Below are 13,693 nucleotides of genomic sequence, written 5' to 3'. Positions count from 1 at the left end.
AGAAGTATTTTTGAGATTCAATGGCATATAAATTTGTAGATAATTACCGGGAGCGGGGCGCGCGTAAGAAATTGGTAGAACACCTTGGATCAAGAGGAATAACTGATGAACGCGTACTAAATGCAATTGGCAAAGTTCCCCGGCATTTCTTTTTTGATGAGACTTTCTGGAACCAGGCTTATAAGGATATTGCTTTTCCAATAGGCGATGGGCAAACTATTTCACAACCCTATACAGTAGCTTATCAGAGTGAGCTGCTGCATATTGTTAAAGGAGAGCGGGTATTGGAGATCGGTACAGGTTCTGGTTATCAAACCTGTATTTTGATGGAGCTGGGTGCTGAAGTATATACAATTGAAAGACAGGAGAGCATTTACAGGCATACCCTGAAAGTATTACCTGGAATGGGTTATCATGCCAATTTCTTTTTTGGGGACGGCTCTATGGGAATTGCACAGCATGCCCCGTATCACAAAATCATTGTCACAGCCGGAGCGCCTTTTGTTCCTGAGATTTTGTTAAAACAATTAAAGATTGGAGGAATGCTGGTTATCCCTGTGGGTGACGCAAATTCACAGACTATGGTTACTGTTATCCGGGTTAATGAAACTGAGTACGAGAAATTTGAGCTGGATACATTTAGATTTGTTCCCCTTGTAGGGGATCAGGCATGGTAGGCTTTAGCTTTTCATAGCCCGGTCCATTTCGCGTTTGGATTCACGGTCTTTAATACTGTCTCTCTTATCAAAATCTTTTTTCCCCTGTGCAAGTGCAATTTCAATTTTAGCAAAACCTCTTTCATTGGTAAAAATGCGAAGAGGCACAATGGTATATCCTTTTTCTTCGCTCCTGAATTTTAGTTTTTTCAATTCTTTTTTTTGCAGCAGTAAGACCCTGTCACGTTTAATATCATGGTGATGAAATGAACTGTGGCTATATTCTGAGATATGGAGGTTTCTAACGTATAAAATATTGCCGATAAACATGCAAAAAGCATCTGTCATATTGGCTTTTCCCTGTCTGATTGCTTTTATTTCTGTTCCTAATAAGGCAAGGCCGGCATTGTATTTTTCAACAACATGGTAATCGAAGTAAGCTCTTTTATTTTTTATTTGAATGTCGTTCTTCATAGAATTCGCTAATATCAGAAAGAAATGTCGATTTACGACAGCTTTATCTGAATTTTACAAGCCGCCCTATTTTAAATGGTTATCTGACCACTAAAACAGGAACGGTGATTTTATGTCTTACTGCTTCCACAGTCGTGCCAAATATTAAATCTTTTAATCCGTTATGGCCATGGGCACCCATAACCAGTAATTCCAGGTCGTTGGTTTTGGTGATATCGGCAATAGCTCTCGAAGCATTACCAAAACCAATATGCGGGATAGCATGATAGCCAAGTTCTTTTAGGTTTGAGCTGTATTTTTCCAGGTTATCCGTATCACTCAATGTTTCATGGTCCATAGTTGTTTTTCCATGGTAGCGGGCCACAGCTGTTTCTACAATATGGATCAGATGATATTCACCGTGTTTTCCTCCCTGGATTAACGCATGTTTGATGGTATTGAGGTCATTTTTAGAAAAATCTACTGTAATGCCAATCCTCGTATAGTGGATCTTTTCTATATGTTCTATTTCAAGAGCATTTCCGTGAGGTACATTACTTCTGATTTTACTCTTGATGAACAGGGGATAAATAAAAATATACAGCAGGAAAAGGCCTATCAGGATGGCTATTGGTATAATCAGTATATACATATACCAGCCATCTGCTGCTTTAGACCAGCTTGTGATCTGTTCAATTACTAATTTTATATTCAGGATGACGATAACTGCAGCGCTTACCCAGGCAATAACCTTAACCCATAATTTGATCGCAAAACCTTTCATTTCTTTTTTATCGGAGGTAAAGTGAATCAGCGGGATTACTGCAAATCCCAACTGTAAACTCAGCACCACCTGGCTCAGGATCAACAATCCGCCCAAGGCGTCGTTTCCGTAATACAGAATAGTAAAAAAGGCGGGGATAATAGCCAGCAAGCGGGTAATAAACCTGCGTAGCCAGGGTTGTATCCTCAAATGAATATGTCCTTCCATGATGATCTGCCCGGCAAGCGTACCGGTAACGGTTGAACTTTGACCGGCAGCGATTAAAGCCAATGCAAAAAGGGTGGGGGCAACCCTGCCAAAAATATGTCCCAATAGTTTGTAGGCATCCTGTATCTCGGCTACTTCATGCAAGCCATTTTTAAAAAAAGCAGCGGCGGCAAGGATCAGAATAGCTGCATTGACAAAAAAAGCAAGGTTTAATGCTACTGCGGTATCAATGAAATTGAATTTTATCGCTTCTCTGATTCCTTTCTCATCCCGGTCAAATTTTCTGGTTTGTACCAGGGAAGAATGCAGGTAAAGGTTATGTGGCATCACTGTAGCCCCAATAATCCCAATAGCAATATACAAGGCTTGTCCCGATAAAAAAGAAGGTTGAAGCCCCCTGGCAATTTCTTTGAATGAAGGTTCAACAATAAACATTTCTACAAGAAAGGATAAGCCAACAATAAAAACCATGGAAACGATAAATACTTCCATTTTGCGCATTCCTTTATTCATCAGAAATAATAGAAGAACGGTGTCAAAAATGGTTACGCTGATACCCCAGATCAGTGGAAGGCCAAAAAGAAGGTTTAAACCAATTGCCATACCAATGATTTCGGCAAGATCACATGCTACAATGGCTGTTTGTGCCAAACCAAATAATGGAATATTGGCCCATTTAGGATACGCATTTCTTGAAGCTTGCGCCAGGTCAAGTCCCCTAACTATCCCCAGCCTGGCGCTTAAAGATTGTAGTAACAAGGCGATCAGGTTAGACATCAGTAAAATCCAGATCAGCTGATAGCCGAACTTACTTCCTCCGGCCAGGTCTGTGGCCCAGTTTCCAGGGTCCATATATCCTACACTCACGAGGTAGGCTGGTCCTATAAAAGAGAGGAGTCTTCTCCAGCCTGTCCTTTTACTGGTATCTACACTTTCATGTACTTCGCTTAACGATTCTGAGTTTTTCATGGAGCGTTCTATCTATACGGTTTCTTTACGATTTACGAGAATATGCTGTGCAACTTCCCTGCTGATATTAATTTTTTTGTTGTTCACGAGCAGTTCCACGGAACCATCATATTCAGTAATTTCAATTAGCTCCAGTACCACGCCGATGGTGAGTTCCAGTTTTTCCAGGTGCCTCAGAAAAGCAGGCGAATGCTCGCTTACGCCTATAATAACTGCATAGTTTCCTTTTGGGATCTGATGCAGGTTAACGTTTAGGGAGGGTTCAAAAATTCCGTCCCTGTTTGGAATGGGATCTCCGTGCGGATCCCTTTTTGGAAAGCCGAGAAATTCATCCAGCCGTTCTACCAGCGCTGCAGAATTGATATGCTCCAGCTCTTCTGCAATTTCATGTACTTCGTCCCATCTGAATTGAAGTTTTTCTACCAGGAACACTTCCCATAAGCGATGTTTTCTTACTACGCCGATAGCGACCGTCTCACCATGGGTAGTTAAGGTCACTCCCTGGTATTTTTTATAATCGATCAGCTGTTTATCGAAAAGTTTCTTTAGCATATCAGTAACCGATGCAGCCCTGGTTTGCATCTTTTCTGCTATGGCATTGGTCTGCACAGGGCTTTCATTGACCTGTGATAGATGATAGATGGTTTTCAGATAGTTCTCTTCAGTGAAAGATTGCATTGCTCTAATTGTAAATTTAGTCTAATCTAAAAATTATTTTATAAAATAAAGCATAATTTTATTGATAATTTTTAGAATTAAATTTGGCGGATTGACAAGCGATATTCTATCTTTGAGTTCAATATCGATAAAATGGCTGCAGAATTAGATAAAATAGATTTTAAAATACTTAAACTTTTACAGGAAAACGGGAGAATAACCAATCTGCTTTTATCTCAGGAAATTGGATTATCGCCAGCACCTACGCTGGAAAGGGTGAGGAAGTTAGAGATGTCTGGCTTTATTAAGAGTTATCATGCACTGGTTGATGAGGAAAAATTAGGTTTGGGAATTAAAACCTTTATCCAGGTGCAACTAGATTTTCATAAAAATAATACCATCCAGATATTTTTGGATGAAGTGAACCAGATCAAGGAAATCACTGAATGTCATCACGTTACTGGTCAGGCCGATTTCCTTTTAAAGGTATATGTAAGTGATATTAAGGCTTATGAACGTCTGATTATGGACAAAATCAGTAAGATCAGCGTAGTGAAAACTTTTCAAACGATGATGATTATGTCTACTACAAAAAAAGAACCTATCGTTCCTCTGGAATATTAAAAAAAGGCTCCTGGCCTGTTAACTAGCTGATTTGCCAGTTAACAGGCTGTAATCCCTGTTTGGTTAAAGCCGCATTGGTTTTAGAAAAGGGTTTACTTCCAAAAAAACCATTGTAAGCAGAAAAAGGCGAAGGATGTGCTGATTTGATCACCGTATGTTTTTGCTCATCGATCAGTAATGATTTATTCTGCGCAAATTTCCCCCACAATAAGAATACGAGGCCTGTTTTTTGATTTGATAATTGACTGATAGCCTGGTCGGTAAATGCTTCCCATCCTTTTCCCTGATGTGATCCTGGCTGATGTGCACGAACGGTAAGTGTGGCGTTCAGCAAAAGAACACCTTCTTCTGCCCATTGTGTCAGGTTACCATGATTTGGTGTTTTAAAGCCCTCTATATCTGTTTCCAGTTCTTTGTAAATATTTTTTAAGGAGGGTGGAACGGTAACCCCTTTTTTTACAGAGAACGACAGGCCGTGTGCCTGGCCATCCCCATGATAGGGGTCCTGACCAAGAATCACTACTTTAACTTTATCAAAAGGCGTGTAGTTAAAGGCATTGAAAATGTCAGCACCTTTTGGGAATACGGTAAAACCATTTTCTTTTTCACTCAGTAAAAAAGCCTTCAGGTCTTTCATGTATTGTTTTTCAAATTCAGTTTCGAGCACATTTAACCAGCCCGGTTCTAACGCTGCAGACATTTTTCTATTTTTTTGTTAAGATTTCAACCATATCGTTTTCCAGCGAAGACAATGGCGACTCTGTTATACGACCTATTTCCATATCATTTTCCGTGAAGATAAACACCGGGATACGATCTATGTTTAAATGATCAATCAGGCCATTTTCTGCCTTTTTCGATTCATCCACGCAGATCAGCGTTACCTGTCCATCTTGTGCACCGGCTTCATCCATGACTTTATAAAACCGTGGCAGCTGCAATTTACTGTCTCCGCACCAGGTACCCAAAACAATGGTTATTTTTTTATTTTTAATCAAGGTTTTTAAGTGACTGATGGCTTTTTGGTCTGGTTGATAACCGGGATATTCTATGTCGTATCTTCCTTGCATCTCTTGCGAAGTTGCCAATTCCTCACGTGTATATGAATTGTGCATATGTTATATATTTCTTTTAATGCTGATTTGTCAGATTGGTAACAAATATAAGCTTCAAATGTTCATTGTTTTGGTTTATCGGCTGCTCATTTTGCATGTGCCACGATACATTTTGTTTTCAACGGGTGTATAATAATTGTGATTTTAAATCTGATATCCGGTATATAAACACGATATTTGCAAAAAAAATAATTTAAAAACAGATATGCCAAACATAGTAAGACTTATTGCAGGTTTTGTGATATTGGGTGCTGCTATAGCACTTATGATTTTCGGTTTTTGGGGATGGGGTGTTTTAGCGGTGCTGATCAGTATCATCATTATTGCAACCTTTTTCTACAATGAAAATATGCTGCTTGCACAATGGTTCCTGCGTAAAGACGATATGCCGAAAGCCGAAGGTTATTTGAACAGAATAACCAATTATGAAAAACAGCTGATCAGGATGCAGCATGGTTATTACAATCTGCTGGTAGGATTGATAGAGTCCAGGAAAGCACCAATGCAATCAGAGAAATATTTTAAGAAAGCACTTTCATTGGGTATGCAGATGGATCATAACATTGCATTAGCCAAGCTCAGCTTAGCTGGTATTGCAATGGGTAAACGTAACAAGAGAGAAGCGCAAATGTATCTTACGGAGGCTAAGAAAGCCGATAAGAATAAGTTGCTGGCAGATCAGATCAAACAAATGAAAGATCAGCTGGGAATGCTGGATAAACAGCAACAGGTAAGATACAGATAGTGATCAATAGAAATTGAGTATAAAAAAAGCCACAACATGTGGCTTTTTTTATTTTTCGTTTAAACTGTCAAAGTTCTCATTTTCATTCAGACCGCCTCTGCTCAGGATATCATCCTCCAGATAGTCTTTGCTTCTGCTAAAAAATAATTGTTCTGACTGGATCCTCTTGATCAGCTGACGGATCAGCGACAAGTCAAAAGCATCTTTATTTAGTTTTATGCAGTATTCGTTTTCAGTTATTTCAAGACTAGAGTTGTTCATAGCTATACAATTTTAATGTTTTATAAAAATAAGAAAGGCCTGCCGTATATTACTACGGCAGGCCTTTAAGTTTATATTATGTTTGTGTTAAGAGAACCAGGCGGTTACCTCTTCTTTTGACGGCATTGTTAAATCCAGCTTCAATTTCTTGCGCATTCCACCGAGGTCGTTGAATACCTTGTTGGCATTGGCTCCGGCAAGATCTTCAACTGTGTTAAAGCCCATTTTCCTGATCACCTGAACCCATTCTGCCGGTATTCCTGCTTTGACAAAATCTTCATCGCTGGTTACCCTTGTTTTTTTCTCCGGTCTCATTTGAGGGAAGAACAATACTTCCTGTATAGTAGTCTGGTTAGTCATTAGCATCACCAAACGGTCTATACCAATACCTAACCCTGAGGTAGGAGGCATTCCATATTCCAGTGAGCGGACAAAATCTTCATCCATTACCATCGCTTCATCATCGCCTCTGGCGGCTAATTTTAACTGATCTTCAAAACGTTCTTTCTGATCTATCGGGTCATTCAATTCAGAATAGGCATTGCCAATTTCCTTTCCGTTTACGAAGAGTTCAAATCTTTCTACCAGCCCTGCTTTGCTTCTGTGTTTTTTAGCCAGTGGCGACATTTCCAGAGGATAGTCGGTAATATAAGTAGGCTGTATCAGGTTGGCCTCTACTTTTTCGCCGAATATCTCGTCGATCAGCTTTCCGCGGCCCATACTTGGGTTCACTTCAATGCCGAAACTTTTACAGGCAGCTATCAGTTCGTTTTCGGTCATGGCCGATACATCGATCCCTGTATATTTCTGGATCGATTCGTACATGGTGAGCTTTTCATAAGGTCCTGCAAAATTGATTTCCTTTTCTCCAACTTTTGCGATAGGCGTACCGTTGATAGCTATGGCTACTTTTTCCAGACATTCTTCTACCATGGCCATCATCCAGATATAATCTTTGTAAGCCACATAGATTTCCATTGCTGTGTACTCAGGATTATGCGTGCGGTCCATACCTTCATTCCTGAACATTTTTCCAAATTCATAAACACCATCGAAACCGGCAACGATCAGTCTTTTTAGATACAATTCATTGGCAATCCTCAAATACAAAGGCATGTCCAGCGTATTGTGGTGTGTAGCAAAGGGACGTGCCGCTGCACCTCCATGAATTTGCTGCAGAATTGGGGTTTCTACCTCCATCCAGCCCTGCTCATCAAAGTAATTACGCATGGTCCTGATCACCTTTGAGCGGTTAATGAAGATCTGTTTAAAGCCTGGGTTTACGGTCAGGTCTACATAACGCTGTCTGTATCTTAATTCAGGATCTGTAAACCCGTCAAATATATTTCCTTCTTCATCGCGTTTAACCACTGGCAGTGGTTTTAGCGATTTCGATAATAACTTGAATTCAGTAACGTGTATAGAGATTTCGCCGGTTTGTGTTAAAAACACAAACCCTTTGATACCAATAAAATCGCCAAGGTCCAGTAATTTCTTAAAAACAGTATTGTATAATGTTTTATCTTCATCAGGACAAAGTTCATCCCGCTTTAAATAAACCTGGATACGGCCTGTAGCATCTTGTAATTCTGCAAAAGCAGCACTTCCCATGATACGGCGGGTCATGATCCTTCCGGCTAAACTTATATTTTGATAAGCTTCCTTATTGGTTTCAAAGTTGGCTAGTATATCTGCTGCGTTTGCGTTGACCTCATAACCCTCGGCAGGATAGGGGTCAATTCCCAGTTCACGTAACTGGACAAGCGCATTTCTGCGCAATACTTCTTGTTCTGATAGTCCTGTACTCATATGTTTTAAATATTCGGCTTTCGCCGGATAAGGTTATAATGACGAACATTCGAATGATAACCATTCGAATGTTCCGCAAAAATAGTAAATAAGAAGGGTGTTTTGTTAGAAAATTCTAATCAGCTTCAACTGATGCGGCATACATGGCATTAATACTTTCCACGTATTTCTTTTCTACTACCTTACGCTTTATTTTCATGGTAGGTGTGATCTCTCCTTCATCCATACTGAAGGGGTTTCTTTTCACCTTGAAATTCTTTATCCGTTCAAACTTAGACAGCTCATTGGAAAACTTTTTGATATCCTGACCAATCCAGTCGATGATCTGTGGTTCGCTGATGAAGATCTCCGGTTGCGTGAAAAAGGCATCTGGTAAATTAAAATGTTCCTGAAGGCTTTCCCTGTTAGGAATAATGATAGCCGTTAGGTATTCTCTTTTGTCACCTATTAAAAACAGCTGTTCAATTTTCATACTTTTCAGGTAGATATTTTCTACAGGGGTAGGATAAACATTCTTGCCATAAGCATTTACGATCATGTTTTTTAAGCGGTCTGTGATCTGGAGGTTACCTTTATAAAAGCGGCCTATATCACCGGTATGAAACCAGTTGTTCTTATCAATAGCTTCGGCGGTTTCGGCAGGTTTGTTAAAATACCCCTGCATTACACAATGACCGCGAACAATGATCTCTCCTTCTGCACATTCAAAATCTTCATTGAATGTTTCATGGGTTTGAATATTGATGATGTCTTTGGTTTCTACATCCTGAATACCGATTTCTATACCGGGAATAACACGTCCTACGGTGCCATAAACCTGTCTGTCATATTCTGTAACAGACATTACCGGTGAGGTTTCTGTCAATCCGAATCCTTCCAGTACTTTAATACCCAGGTTGCCAAAAAATTCACCCACATTTTTAGGGAGTGCTGCACCGCCGGATATCATAAACTTTAATCTGCCACCGGTTTTCTCTTTAATCTTACTGAAAACCAGTTTTTCGGCGATCATTTTTTCTGTGGATAAGAACAGTCCCGGTGTTTGTCCGGCTTCGAATTTCTGGCGGTAATTTTTTCCTGTTTCCAGTGCCCAGAGGAAAATCTTAGACTTTAATCCTCCGTCGGCAGTTCCGCTTTTAATGGCTTTGTCGTGAATACGCTCCAGTAAGCGGGGTACGCAGTTCATCACCGTTGGTTTAATCTCACCCATATTTTTAGCCAGCAGCTCTAAACTTTGTGCAAAAGCCATCCTGCAGCCCTGTGCGCAGCAGACATGGTAGGTTGCTGTCCGTTCAAAAACGTGCGACAGCGGTAAAAACGATAAGAAAACATCGGTTTCATCAATCACTGGAATTTGCTGCAGGCACACTTTGACATTTTCTACAAAATTTCCATGAGATAACATCACACCTTTAGGCGTACCGGTAGTGCCGGAGGTATAAACAAGGGAAGATGTATCTGAGGGGCGCAGCGCTGTACGCCTTTCCGTAATCTGTGACTGATAAGAAGGGGTTAAGTCTGTACCCGATGCGAGCAGCTGTTCAAAACTGATGACTTCAGCGTGCAGGTCTCCAGGAACAACTGTTTTAGCATATTCCGCAAATGCGGGAATAATATATAATAATGCGCGGCAGTTATCGGCAATTTTTAAAACTTTTTTGTAGAGGAAAGGATTACCAATCAGGATGGCTTTCATCCCTGAATCATTAATGATATATTCTACTTCCTGTTCTGAAAGGGTAGGGTAGATGGATACATTGATTGCCCCGATCTGCTGAATGCCCTGGTCGTAATAAACATAATCCGGGCCATTTTCAATGATCAGCCCCAGGCGGTCGCCTTTAACGATTTTCTTTTCCAGGAAGAATGCAGCAACTGCGTCAGCCTTGTTTAAGGTTTGCTTAAAGGAGATATTCTCCCATTCTTCGTTTTTTTTGTGGATAAGAAAAGTGTCTTCAGGCGGATGAATGTTTTCTACCACGTTTCTTAATAAACCTGGAACGGTAGAAAATTCGTTAAATGATACCATATTTGATGTTTTGCGAGGCAATAATAAAGTTTTTTACACTAAAAACACAATCAAGATACTGAAAACAAGCAGCTACAGGGTACCAGAAAATTTTTTTCATGACAAAAGGGCACCATAGGCGCCCTTTTCAATGTCATTTGGTAGAAATTAAACGGAGAAGCTCTCTCCGCATCCGCAAGTGCGGGTTGCATTGGGATTGTTAAAATTAAAACCTTTTCCGTTTATACCATCTGTGAAGTCAAGCTCCGTACCTGCGAGGTATAAAAATGATTTCATATCCAATGCAATACGTATTCCTTTATCTTCAAAAAACTGATCATCTGTTTTTTGTTCGTTATCGAAATCTAAATTATAGGTTAACCCTGAACATCCTCCGCCTTTTACAGAAACCCGTAAAAAGTAATTGGTGTCCATTTGAGATTCCTGCATTAAGTGATCAATTTTACCTTTTGCTTTTTCTGTTATAGTGATCATATGCTTATTGATTTAAAATCTGTTAATCGGCTGCTAAAAGCATGCCATAAAGTAATATTTAATGATGTGATTTTGCCAGTTCAATTGGTGCCATTCCATTTTTAACACGGTAATCGTTAATAGCGGATTTGATGGCATCTTCTGCCAGTACAGAGCAGTGGATTTTTACAGGTGGCAGCGCCAGTTCTTCCACGATATCCATGTTGTCAATCGTCATGGCTTCATCTACTGTTTTACCTTTTAACCACTCTGTAGCTAAAGAAGAAGAAGCAATGGCAGAGCCGCAGCCAAAGGTTTTAAACTTGGCGTCAGTAATCACATTGTTTTCATCAACCTCAATCTGCAAACGCATGACATCGCCGCATTCAGGAGCGCCAACTAAACCAGTACCTACTGATTTGCTGTTTTTGTCTAAAGTACCAACATTGCGTGGGTTGGTATAGTGTTCCATTACTTTTTCTGAATATGCCATTGTTAATTTTCAGGTCCTTTATCAGGGTGTCGTTTTTATTGTTTTGTAGGATGATGATTACTAAAACTAATGTTCAGCCCATTCAATTTTACTCAGGTCAATTCCTTCTTTAAACATCTCCCAAAGCGGGGATAGATTTCTTAAGTGGTCAACTGCTTTTTTTGTATTTTCAATTGCATAATCAATTTCTTCTTCGGTGGTAAAACGGCCAAGGCCAAAACGTATAGAAGAATGAGCAAGGTCATCTGAAAGGCCCAGGCTTTTTAATACATAAGAAGGTTCCAGTGATGCAGAGGTGCAGGCCGAACCGGAAGAAACGGCAAGGTCTTTCATGGCCATCATTAATCCTTCACCTTCCACATATTTGAAAGATATATTGGATACATGCGGCAGGCGGTGTTCTGTATTGCCGTTCACATAACTTTCTTCCATTTCGCCCAAAGCGCTTTCCAGTTTATTCCTTAAGGCAGAAAGACGTTTGGCTTCTTCATCCATTTCTAAGCGGCACAGTTCGCAGGCTTTACCTAAACCTACTATACCAGGTACATTTAATGTGCCTGAACGCATACCGCGCTCATGACCGCCGCCATCCATTTGTGCCGTTACTTTTACCCTTGGGTTTTTACGGCGTACATATAACACACCAACACCTTTAGGGCCATACATTTTATGCGCACTAAAAGCCATCAGATCTATTCCGTCTGCATTCACGTCAACAGGTATTTTACCAACTGCCTGTGTTGCATCGGTCATGAATAAAGCACCGTATTTATGGGCTATAGCTGATATTTCTTTAATGGGCTGCACTACACCGATCTCGTTATTTCCATACATAATGGTAACCAGTATCGTTTGTTCTGTCATTGCTGCTTCCAGTTCAGCAAGATCGATCAGGCCATCTTCTTTTACCTTCAGATAAGTTACCCTGGCGCCTAACTTTTCCAGATGTTTACAGGTATCTAAAACAGCTTTATGTTCTGTAGTTGCAGTAATGATATGATTTCCCTTCTCATGATACATTTCGAACACGCCCTTGATACCGAGATTATCTGCTTCTGTAGCGCCGGAAGTGAAGATGATCTCCTTATCCGCACAGCCAATTAATTTAGCGGCCTGTTCACGGGCATAATCCACGCCTTCTTCTGCAACCCAGCCAAAAGCGTGGTTACGGCTGGCGGCATTACCGAATTTACTGGTTAAATAAGGCAGCATCACTTCAAGCACCCTTGGGTCGAGAGGTGTTGTTGCATTGTTATCTAGATAAATAGGAAGTTCCATTGGCTGTGAATTATTCTTTTCTACTTTACAAATGTACAAAAAAAGATTACCACAAATTGTAAACAAGCCCTATGATAGCAACTGCAAAACATGCATTTTTACATTTTTCTAACGCTAAATCTTCAGATGAATAAAATTGAACATATTGGCATAGCAGTTAAAGATCTGGATCAATCCTGTGATCTTTATGCAAAGTTATTGGGTGTTCCGGCATACAAACGCGAATCGGTTGCTTCGGAGGGAGTGGATACCGCTTTTTTCCTGACCGGTGAAAACAAAATTGAGCTGCTTGCTGCTTCGGCGGCTAACAGCCCGGTGGGTACTTTCATCGAAAAAAGAGGAGAGGGTATTCATCATATTGCATTTGATGTGGATGACATCCGCCAGGAAATGGAAAGATTAAAGAACGAAGGATTTGTGTTGTTAAGTGAGGAACCTAAACCGGGGGCCGACAATAAGCTCATCTGTTTTGTGCATCCGAAAGGCACAAATGGTGTGCTGGTAGAATTGTGCCAGGAAATTAAAACTGCAGCTGATGGAGGAGAATAAATCGCTGATCAGGATCATCAGTAAGGATTTTGAATTGGAAGAAGAGTTATCTGATGAGATGATCAGGGAAAAAATGATCTATGCTTTTTCCTGGTTACTGGATAATGATATCTCTAAAATGATGAATATATTATACCGTGCAGATGTAAACGAAGAACGGATGAAATCCCTGCTGATTGGACGTTCTCAACTACCATCGGCAGAAGTAATTGCAGATGAATACATTAGCCGGCAGAAACAGAAAATAGAAACCTGGAAAAAGTATAGTACATAATTTTACATTAATTCTTGTATATAAAGAATATAATTTGGATATTTGCAACCTTCAAAATAAGCGACAAATAAGTATATATTCATATGAAAAAAGATCTTCACCCATCAAACTATAGATTCGTAGTATTTAAAGATATGTCTAACGAATATTCTTTCTTAACTAAATCTTGTGTAGATACTAAAGAAACTGTTACTTGGGAAGATGGTAATGAGTACCCTCTATATAAATTAGAGATCTCGCACACCTCTCACCCATTTTACACTGGTAAAATGAAACTGGTAGATACTGCTGGTCGTATTGATAAATTCAAAACCCGTTACGCTAAGAAATAATTTTA

The 13,693-nt window shown here is 40.0% G+C and carries 17 protein-coding genes; 6 read left to right on the top strand and 11 right to left on the bottom strand.

Going from position 1 to position 13,693, the window contains the following annotated elements:
* Positions 1-20: 20 nt before the first annotated feature.
* Positions 21-677, top strand: coding sequence for a protein-L-isoaspartate(D-aspartate) O-methyltransferase (locus GSQ84_RS02905; protein WP_158795748.1), 657 nt, complete (start codon positions 21-23; stop codon positions 675-677).
* Between the two features lie 3 nt (positions 678-680).
* Here the strand turns inward: GSQ84_RS02905 and smpB are convergent, their stop codons facing one another.
* From smpB to GSQ84_RS02890, 3 genes are all read right to left on the bottom strand, one after another.
* Positions 681-1,130, bottom strand: coding sequence for an SsrA-binding protein SmpB (gene smpB / locus GSQ84_RS02900; protein WP_158795747.1), 450 nt, complete (start codon positions 1,128-1,130; stop codon positions 681-683).
* A gap of 79 nt (positions 1,131-1,209) precedes the next feature.
* Entirely contained in the window at positions 1,210-3,069 is a 1,860-nt protein-coding gene (locus tag GSQ84_RS02895; RefSeq protein ID WP_158795746.1) for an Nramp family divalent metal transporter, read from the bottom strand.
* 12 nt (positions 3,070-3,081) lie between these two features.
* The gene (locus GSQ84_RS02890; protein WP_158795745.1) at positions 3,082-3,747 is read right to left on the bottom strand and encodes a metal-dependent transcriptional regulator; all 666 of its coding nucleotides are present in this window, start codon (positions 3,745-3,747) and stop codon (positions 3,082-3,084) included.
* 132 nt (positions 3,748-3,879) lie between these two features.
* Here GSQ84_RS02890 and GSQ84_RS02885 point away from each other — a divergent pair, with 132 nt between their 5' ends.
* A complete protein-coding gene (locus GSQ84_RS02885; RefSeq protein ID WP_041884810.1) occupies positions 3,880-4,350 on the top strand; it encodes an Lrp/AsnC family transcriptional regulator in 471 nt (156 codons plus the stop codon).
* A gap of 22 nt (positions 4,351-4,372) precedes the next feature.
* Here the strand turns inward: GSQ84_RS02885 and ung are convergent, their stop codons facing one another.
* Positions 4,373-5,050 (bottom strand): uracil-DNA glycosylase, encoded by a 678-nt coding sequence (gene ung, locus GSQ84_RS02880; protein WP_158795744.1) that lies wholly within the window; start codon positions 5,048-5,050, stop codon positions 4,373-4,375.
* A gap of 4 nt (positions 5,051-5,054) precedes the next feature.
* Positions 5,055-5,465: a thioredoxin family protein gene (locus GSQ84_RS02875; protein ID WP_158795743.1), complete on the bottom strand. Its 411-nt coding sequence runs from the start codon at positions 5,463-5,465 to the stop codon at positions 5,055-5,057.
* A 205-nt stretch (positions 5,466-5,670) separates the two neighbouring features.
* Here GSQ84_RS02875 and GSQ84_RS02870 point away from each other — a divergent pair, with 205 nt between their 5' ends.
* The gene (locus GSQ84_RS02870; RefSeq protein ID WP_158795742.1) at positions 5,671-6,210 is read left to right on the top strand and encodes a DUF2892 domain-containing protein; all 540 of its coding nucleotides are present in this window, start codon (positions 5,671-5,673) and stop codon (positions 6,208-6,210) included.
* A 48-nt stretch (positions 6,211-6,258) separates the two neighbouring features.
* Here the strand turns inward: GSQ84_RS02870 and GSQ84_RS02865 are convergent, their stop codons facing one another.
* The 6 genes from GSQ84_RS02865 to GSQ84_RS02840 form a co-directional block, all read right to left on the bottom strand.
* A complete protein-coding gene (locus GSQ84_RS02865; protein ID WP_158795741.1) occupies positions 6,259-6,471 on the bottom strand; it encodes a hypothetical protein in 213 nt (70 codons plus the stop codon).
* Positions 6,472-6,558: 87 nt separating this feature from the next.
* On the bottom strand, positions 6,559-8,280 hold the full coding sequence (lysS, locus tag GSQ84_RS02860) for a lysine--tRNA ligase (RefSeq protein WP_158795740.1): 1,722 nt from the start codon (positions 8,278-8,280) through the stop codon (positions 6,559-6,561).
* 115 nt (positions 8,281-8,395) lie between these two features.
* Positions 8,396-10,309, bottom strand: coding sequence for a long-chain fatty acid--CoA ligase (locus GSQ84_RS02855; protein ID WP_158795739.1), 1,914 nt, complete (start codon positions 10,307-10,309; stop codon positions 8,396-8,398).
* A gap of 147 nt (positions 10,310-10,456) precedes the next feature.
* The gene (locus GSQ84_RS02850; RefSeq protein WP_158795738.1) at positions 10,457-10,783 is read right to left on the bottom strand and encodes an iron-sulfur cluster assembly accessory protein; all 327 of its coding nucleotides are present in this window, start codon (positions 10,781-10,783) and stop codon (positions 10,457-10,459) included.
* 58 nt (positions 10,784-10,841) lie between these two features.
* On the bottom strand, positions 10,842-11,255 hold the full coding sequence (iscU, locus tag GSQ84_RS02845) for a Fe-S cluster assembly scaffold IscU (protein ID WP_158795737.1): 414 nt from the start codon (positions 11,253-11,255) through the stop codon (positions 10,842-10,844).
* Positions 11,256-11,321: 66 nt separating this feature from the next.
* On the bottom strand, positions 11,322-12,533 hold the full coding sequence (locus tag GSQ84_RS02840; RefSeq protein ID WP_158795736.1) for an IscS subfamily cysteine desulfurase: 1,212 nt from the start codon (positions 12,531-12,533) through the stop codon (positions 11,322-11,324).
* A gap of 126 nt (positions 12,534-12,659) precedes the next feature.
* Between GSQ84_RS02840 and mce the strand changes: the two genes are divergently transcribed.
* From mce to GSQ84_RS02825, 3 genes are all read left to right on the top strand, one after another.
* Positions 12,660-13,082 (top strand): methylmalonyl-CoA epimerase, encoded by a 423-nt coding sequence (mce, locus tag GSQ84_RS02835; RefSeq protein WP_158795735.1) that lies wholly within the window; start codon positions 12,660-12,662, stop codon positions 13,080-13,082.
* Positions 13,069-13,356: a hypothetical protein gene (locus tag GSQ84_RS02830; RefSeq protein WP_158795734.1), complete on the top strand. Its 288-nt coding sequence runs from the start codon at positions 13,069-13,071 to the stop codon at positions 13,354-13,356. The genes mce and GSQ84_RS02830 overlap by 14 nt, the downstream gene beginning before the upstream one ends.
* A gap of 83 nt (positions 13,357-13,439) precedes the next feature.
* Entirely contained in the window at positions 13,440-13,688 is a 249-nt protein-coding gene (locus GSQ84_RS02825; protein ID WP_090554400.1) for a type B 50S ribosomal protein L31, read from the top strand.
* Positions 13,689-13,693: the final 5 nt, after the last annotated feature.

Source organism: Pedobacter sp. L105 (assembly GCF_009765875.1).
Lineage (GTDB): Bacteria > Bacteroidota > Bacteroidia > Sphingobacteriales > Sphingobacteriaceae > Pedobacter.
The sequence above is the reverse complement of the archived record's forward strand: the minus strand, read 5'-3'. Positions and strand labels throughout refer to the sequence as shown.

Bases quoted from the DNA above. Each gene is read 5' to 3' on its own strand.
- GSQ84_RS02825 (WP_090554400.1), top strand. From the start codon at position 13,440: ATGAAAAAAGATCTTCACCCATCAAACTATAGATTCGTAGTATTTAAA.
- GSQ84_RS02895 (WP_158795746.1), bottom strand. From the start codon at position 3,069: ATGAAAAACTCAGAATCGTTAAGCGAAGTACATGAAAGTGTAGATACC.
- GSQ84_RS02870 (WP_158795742.1), top strand. From the start codon at position 5,671: ATGCCAAACATAGTAAGACTTATTGCAGGTTTTGTGATATTGGGTGCT.
- GSQ84_RS02865 (WP_158795741.1), bottom strand. From the start codon at position 6,471: ATGAACAACTCTAGTCTTGAAATAACTGAAAACGAATACTGCATAAAA.
- GSQ84_RS02855 (WP_158795739.1), bottom strand. From the start codon at position 10,309: ATGGTATCATTTAACGAATTTTCTACCGTTCCAGGTTTATTAAGAAAC.
- GSQ84_RS02885 (WP_041884810.1), top strand. From the start codon at position 3,880: ATGGCTGCAGAATTAGATAAAATAGATTTTAAAATACTTAAACTTTTA.
- lysS (WP_158795740.1), bottom strand. From the start codon at position 8,280: ATGAGTACAGGACTATCAGAACAAGAAGTATTGCGCAGAAATGCGCTT.
- iscU (WP_158795737.1), bottom strand. From the start codon at position 11,255: ATGGCATATTCAGAAAAAGTAATGGAACACTATACCAACCCACGCAAT.
- mce (WP_158795735.1), top strand. From the start codon at position 12,660: ATGAATAAAATTGAACATATTGGCATAGCAGTTAAAGATCTGGATCAA.
- GSQ84_RS02830 (WP_158795734.1), top strand. From the start codon at position 13,069: ATGGAGGAGAATAAATCGCTGATCAGGATCATCAGTAAGGATTTTGAA.
- GSQ84_RS02840 (WP_158795736.1), bottom strand. From the start codon at position 12,533: ATGGAACTTCCTATTTATCTAGATAACAATGCAACAACACCTCTCGAC.
- GSQ84_RS02905 (WP_158795748.1), top strand. From the start codon at position 21: ATGGCATATAAATTTGTAGATAATTACCGGGAGCGGGGCGCGCGTAAG.
- GSQ84_RS02890 (WP_158795745.1), bottom strand. From the start codon at position 3,747: ATGCAATCTTTCACTGAAGAGAACTATCTGAAAACCATCTATCATCTA.
- ung (WP_158795744.1), bottom strand. From the start codon at position 5,050: ATGTCTGCAGCGTTAGAACCGGGCTGGTTAAATGTGCTCGAAACTGAA.
- GSQ84_RS02850 (WP_158795738.1), bottom strand. From the start codon at position 10,783: ATGATCACTATAACAGAAAAAGCAAAAGGTAAAATTGATCACTTAATG.
- GSQ84_RS02875 (WP_158795743.1), bottom strand. From the start codon at position 5,465: ATGCACAATTCATATACACGTGAGGAATTGGCAACTTCGCAAGAGATG.
- smpB (WP_158795747.1), bottom strand. From the start codon at position 1,130: ATGAAGAACGACATTCAAATAAAAAATAAAAGAGCTTACTTCGATTAC.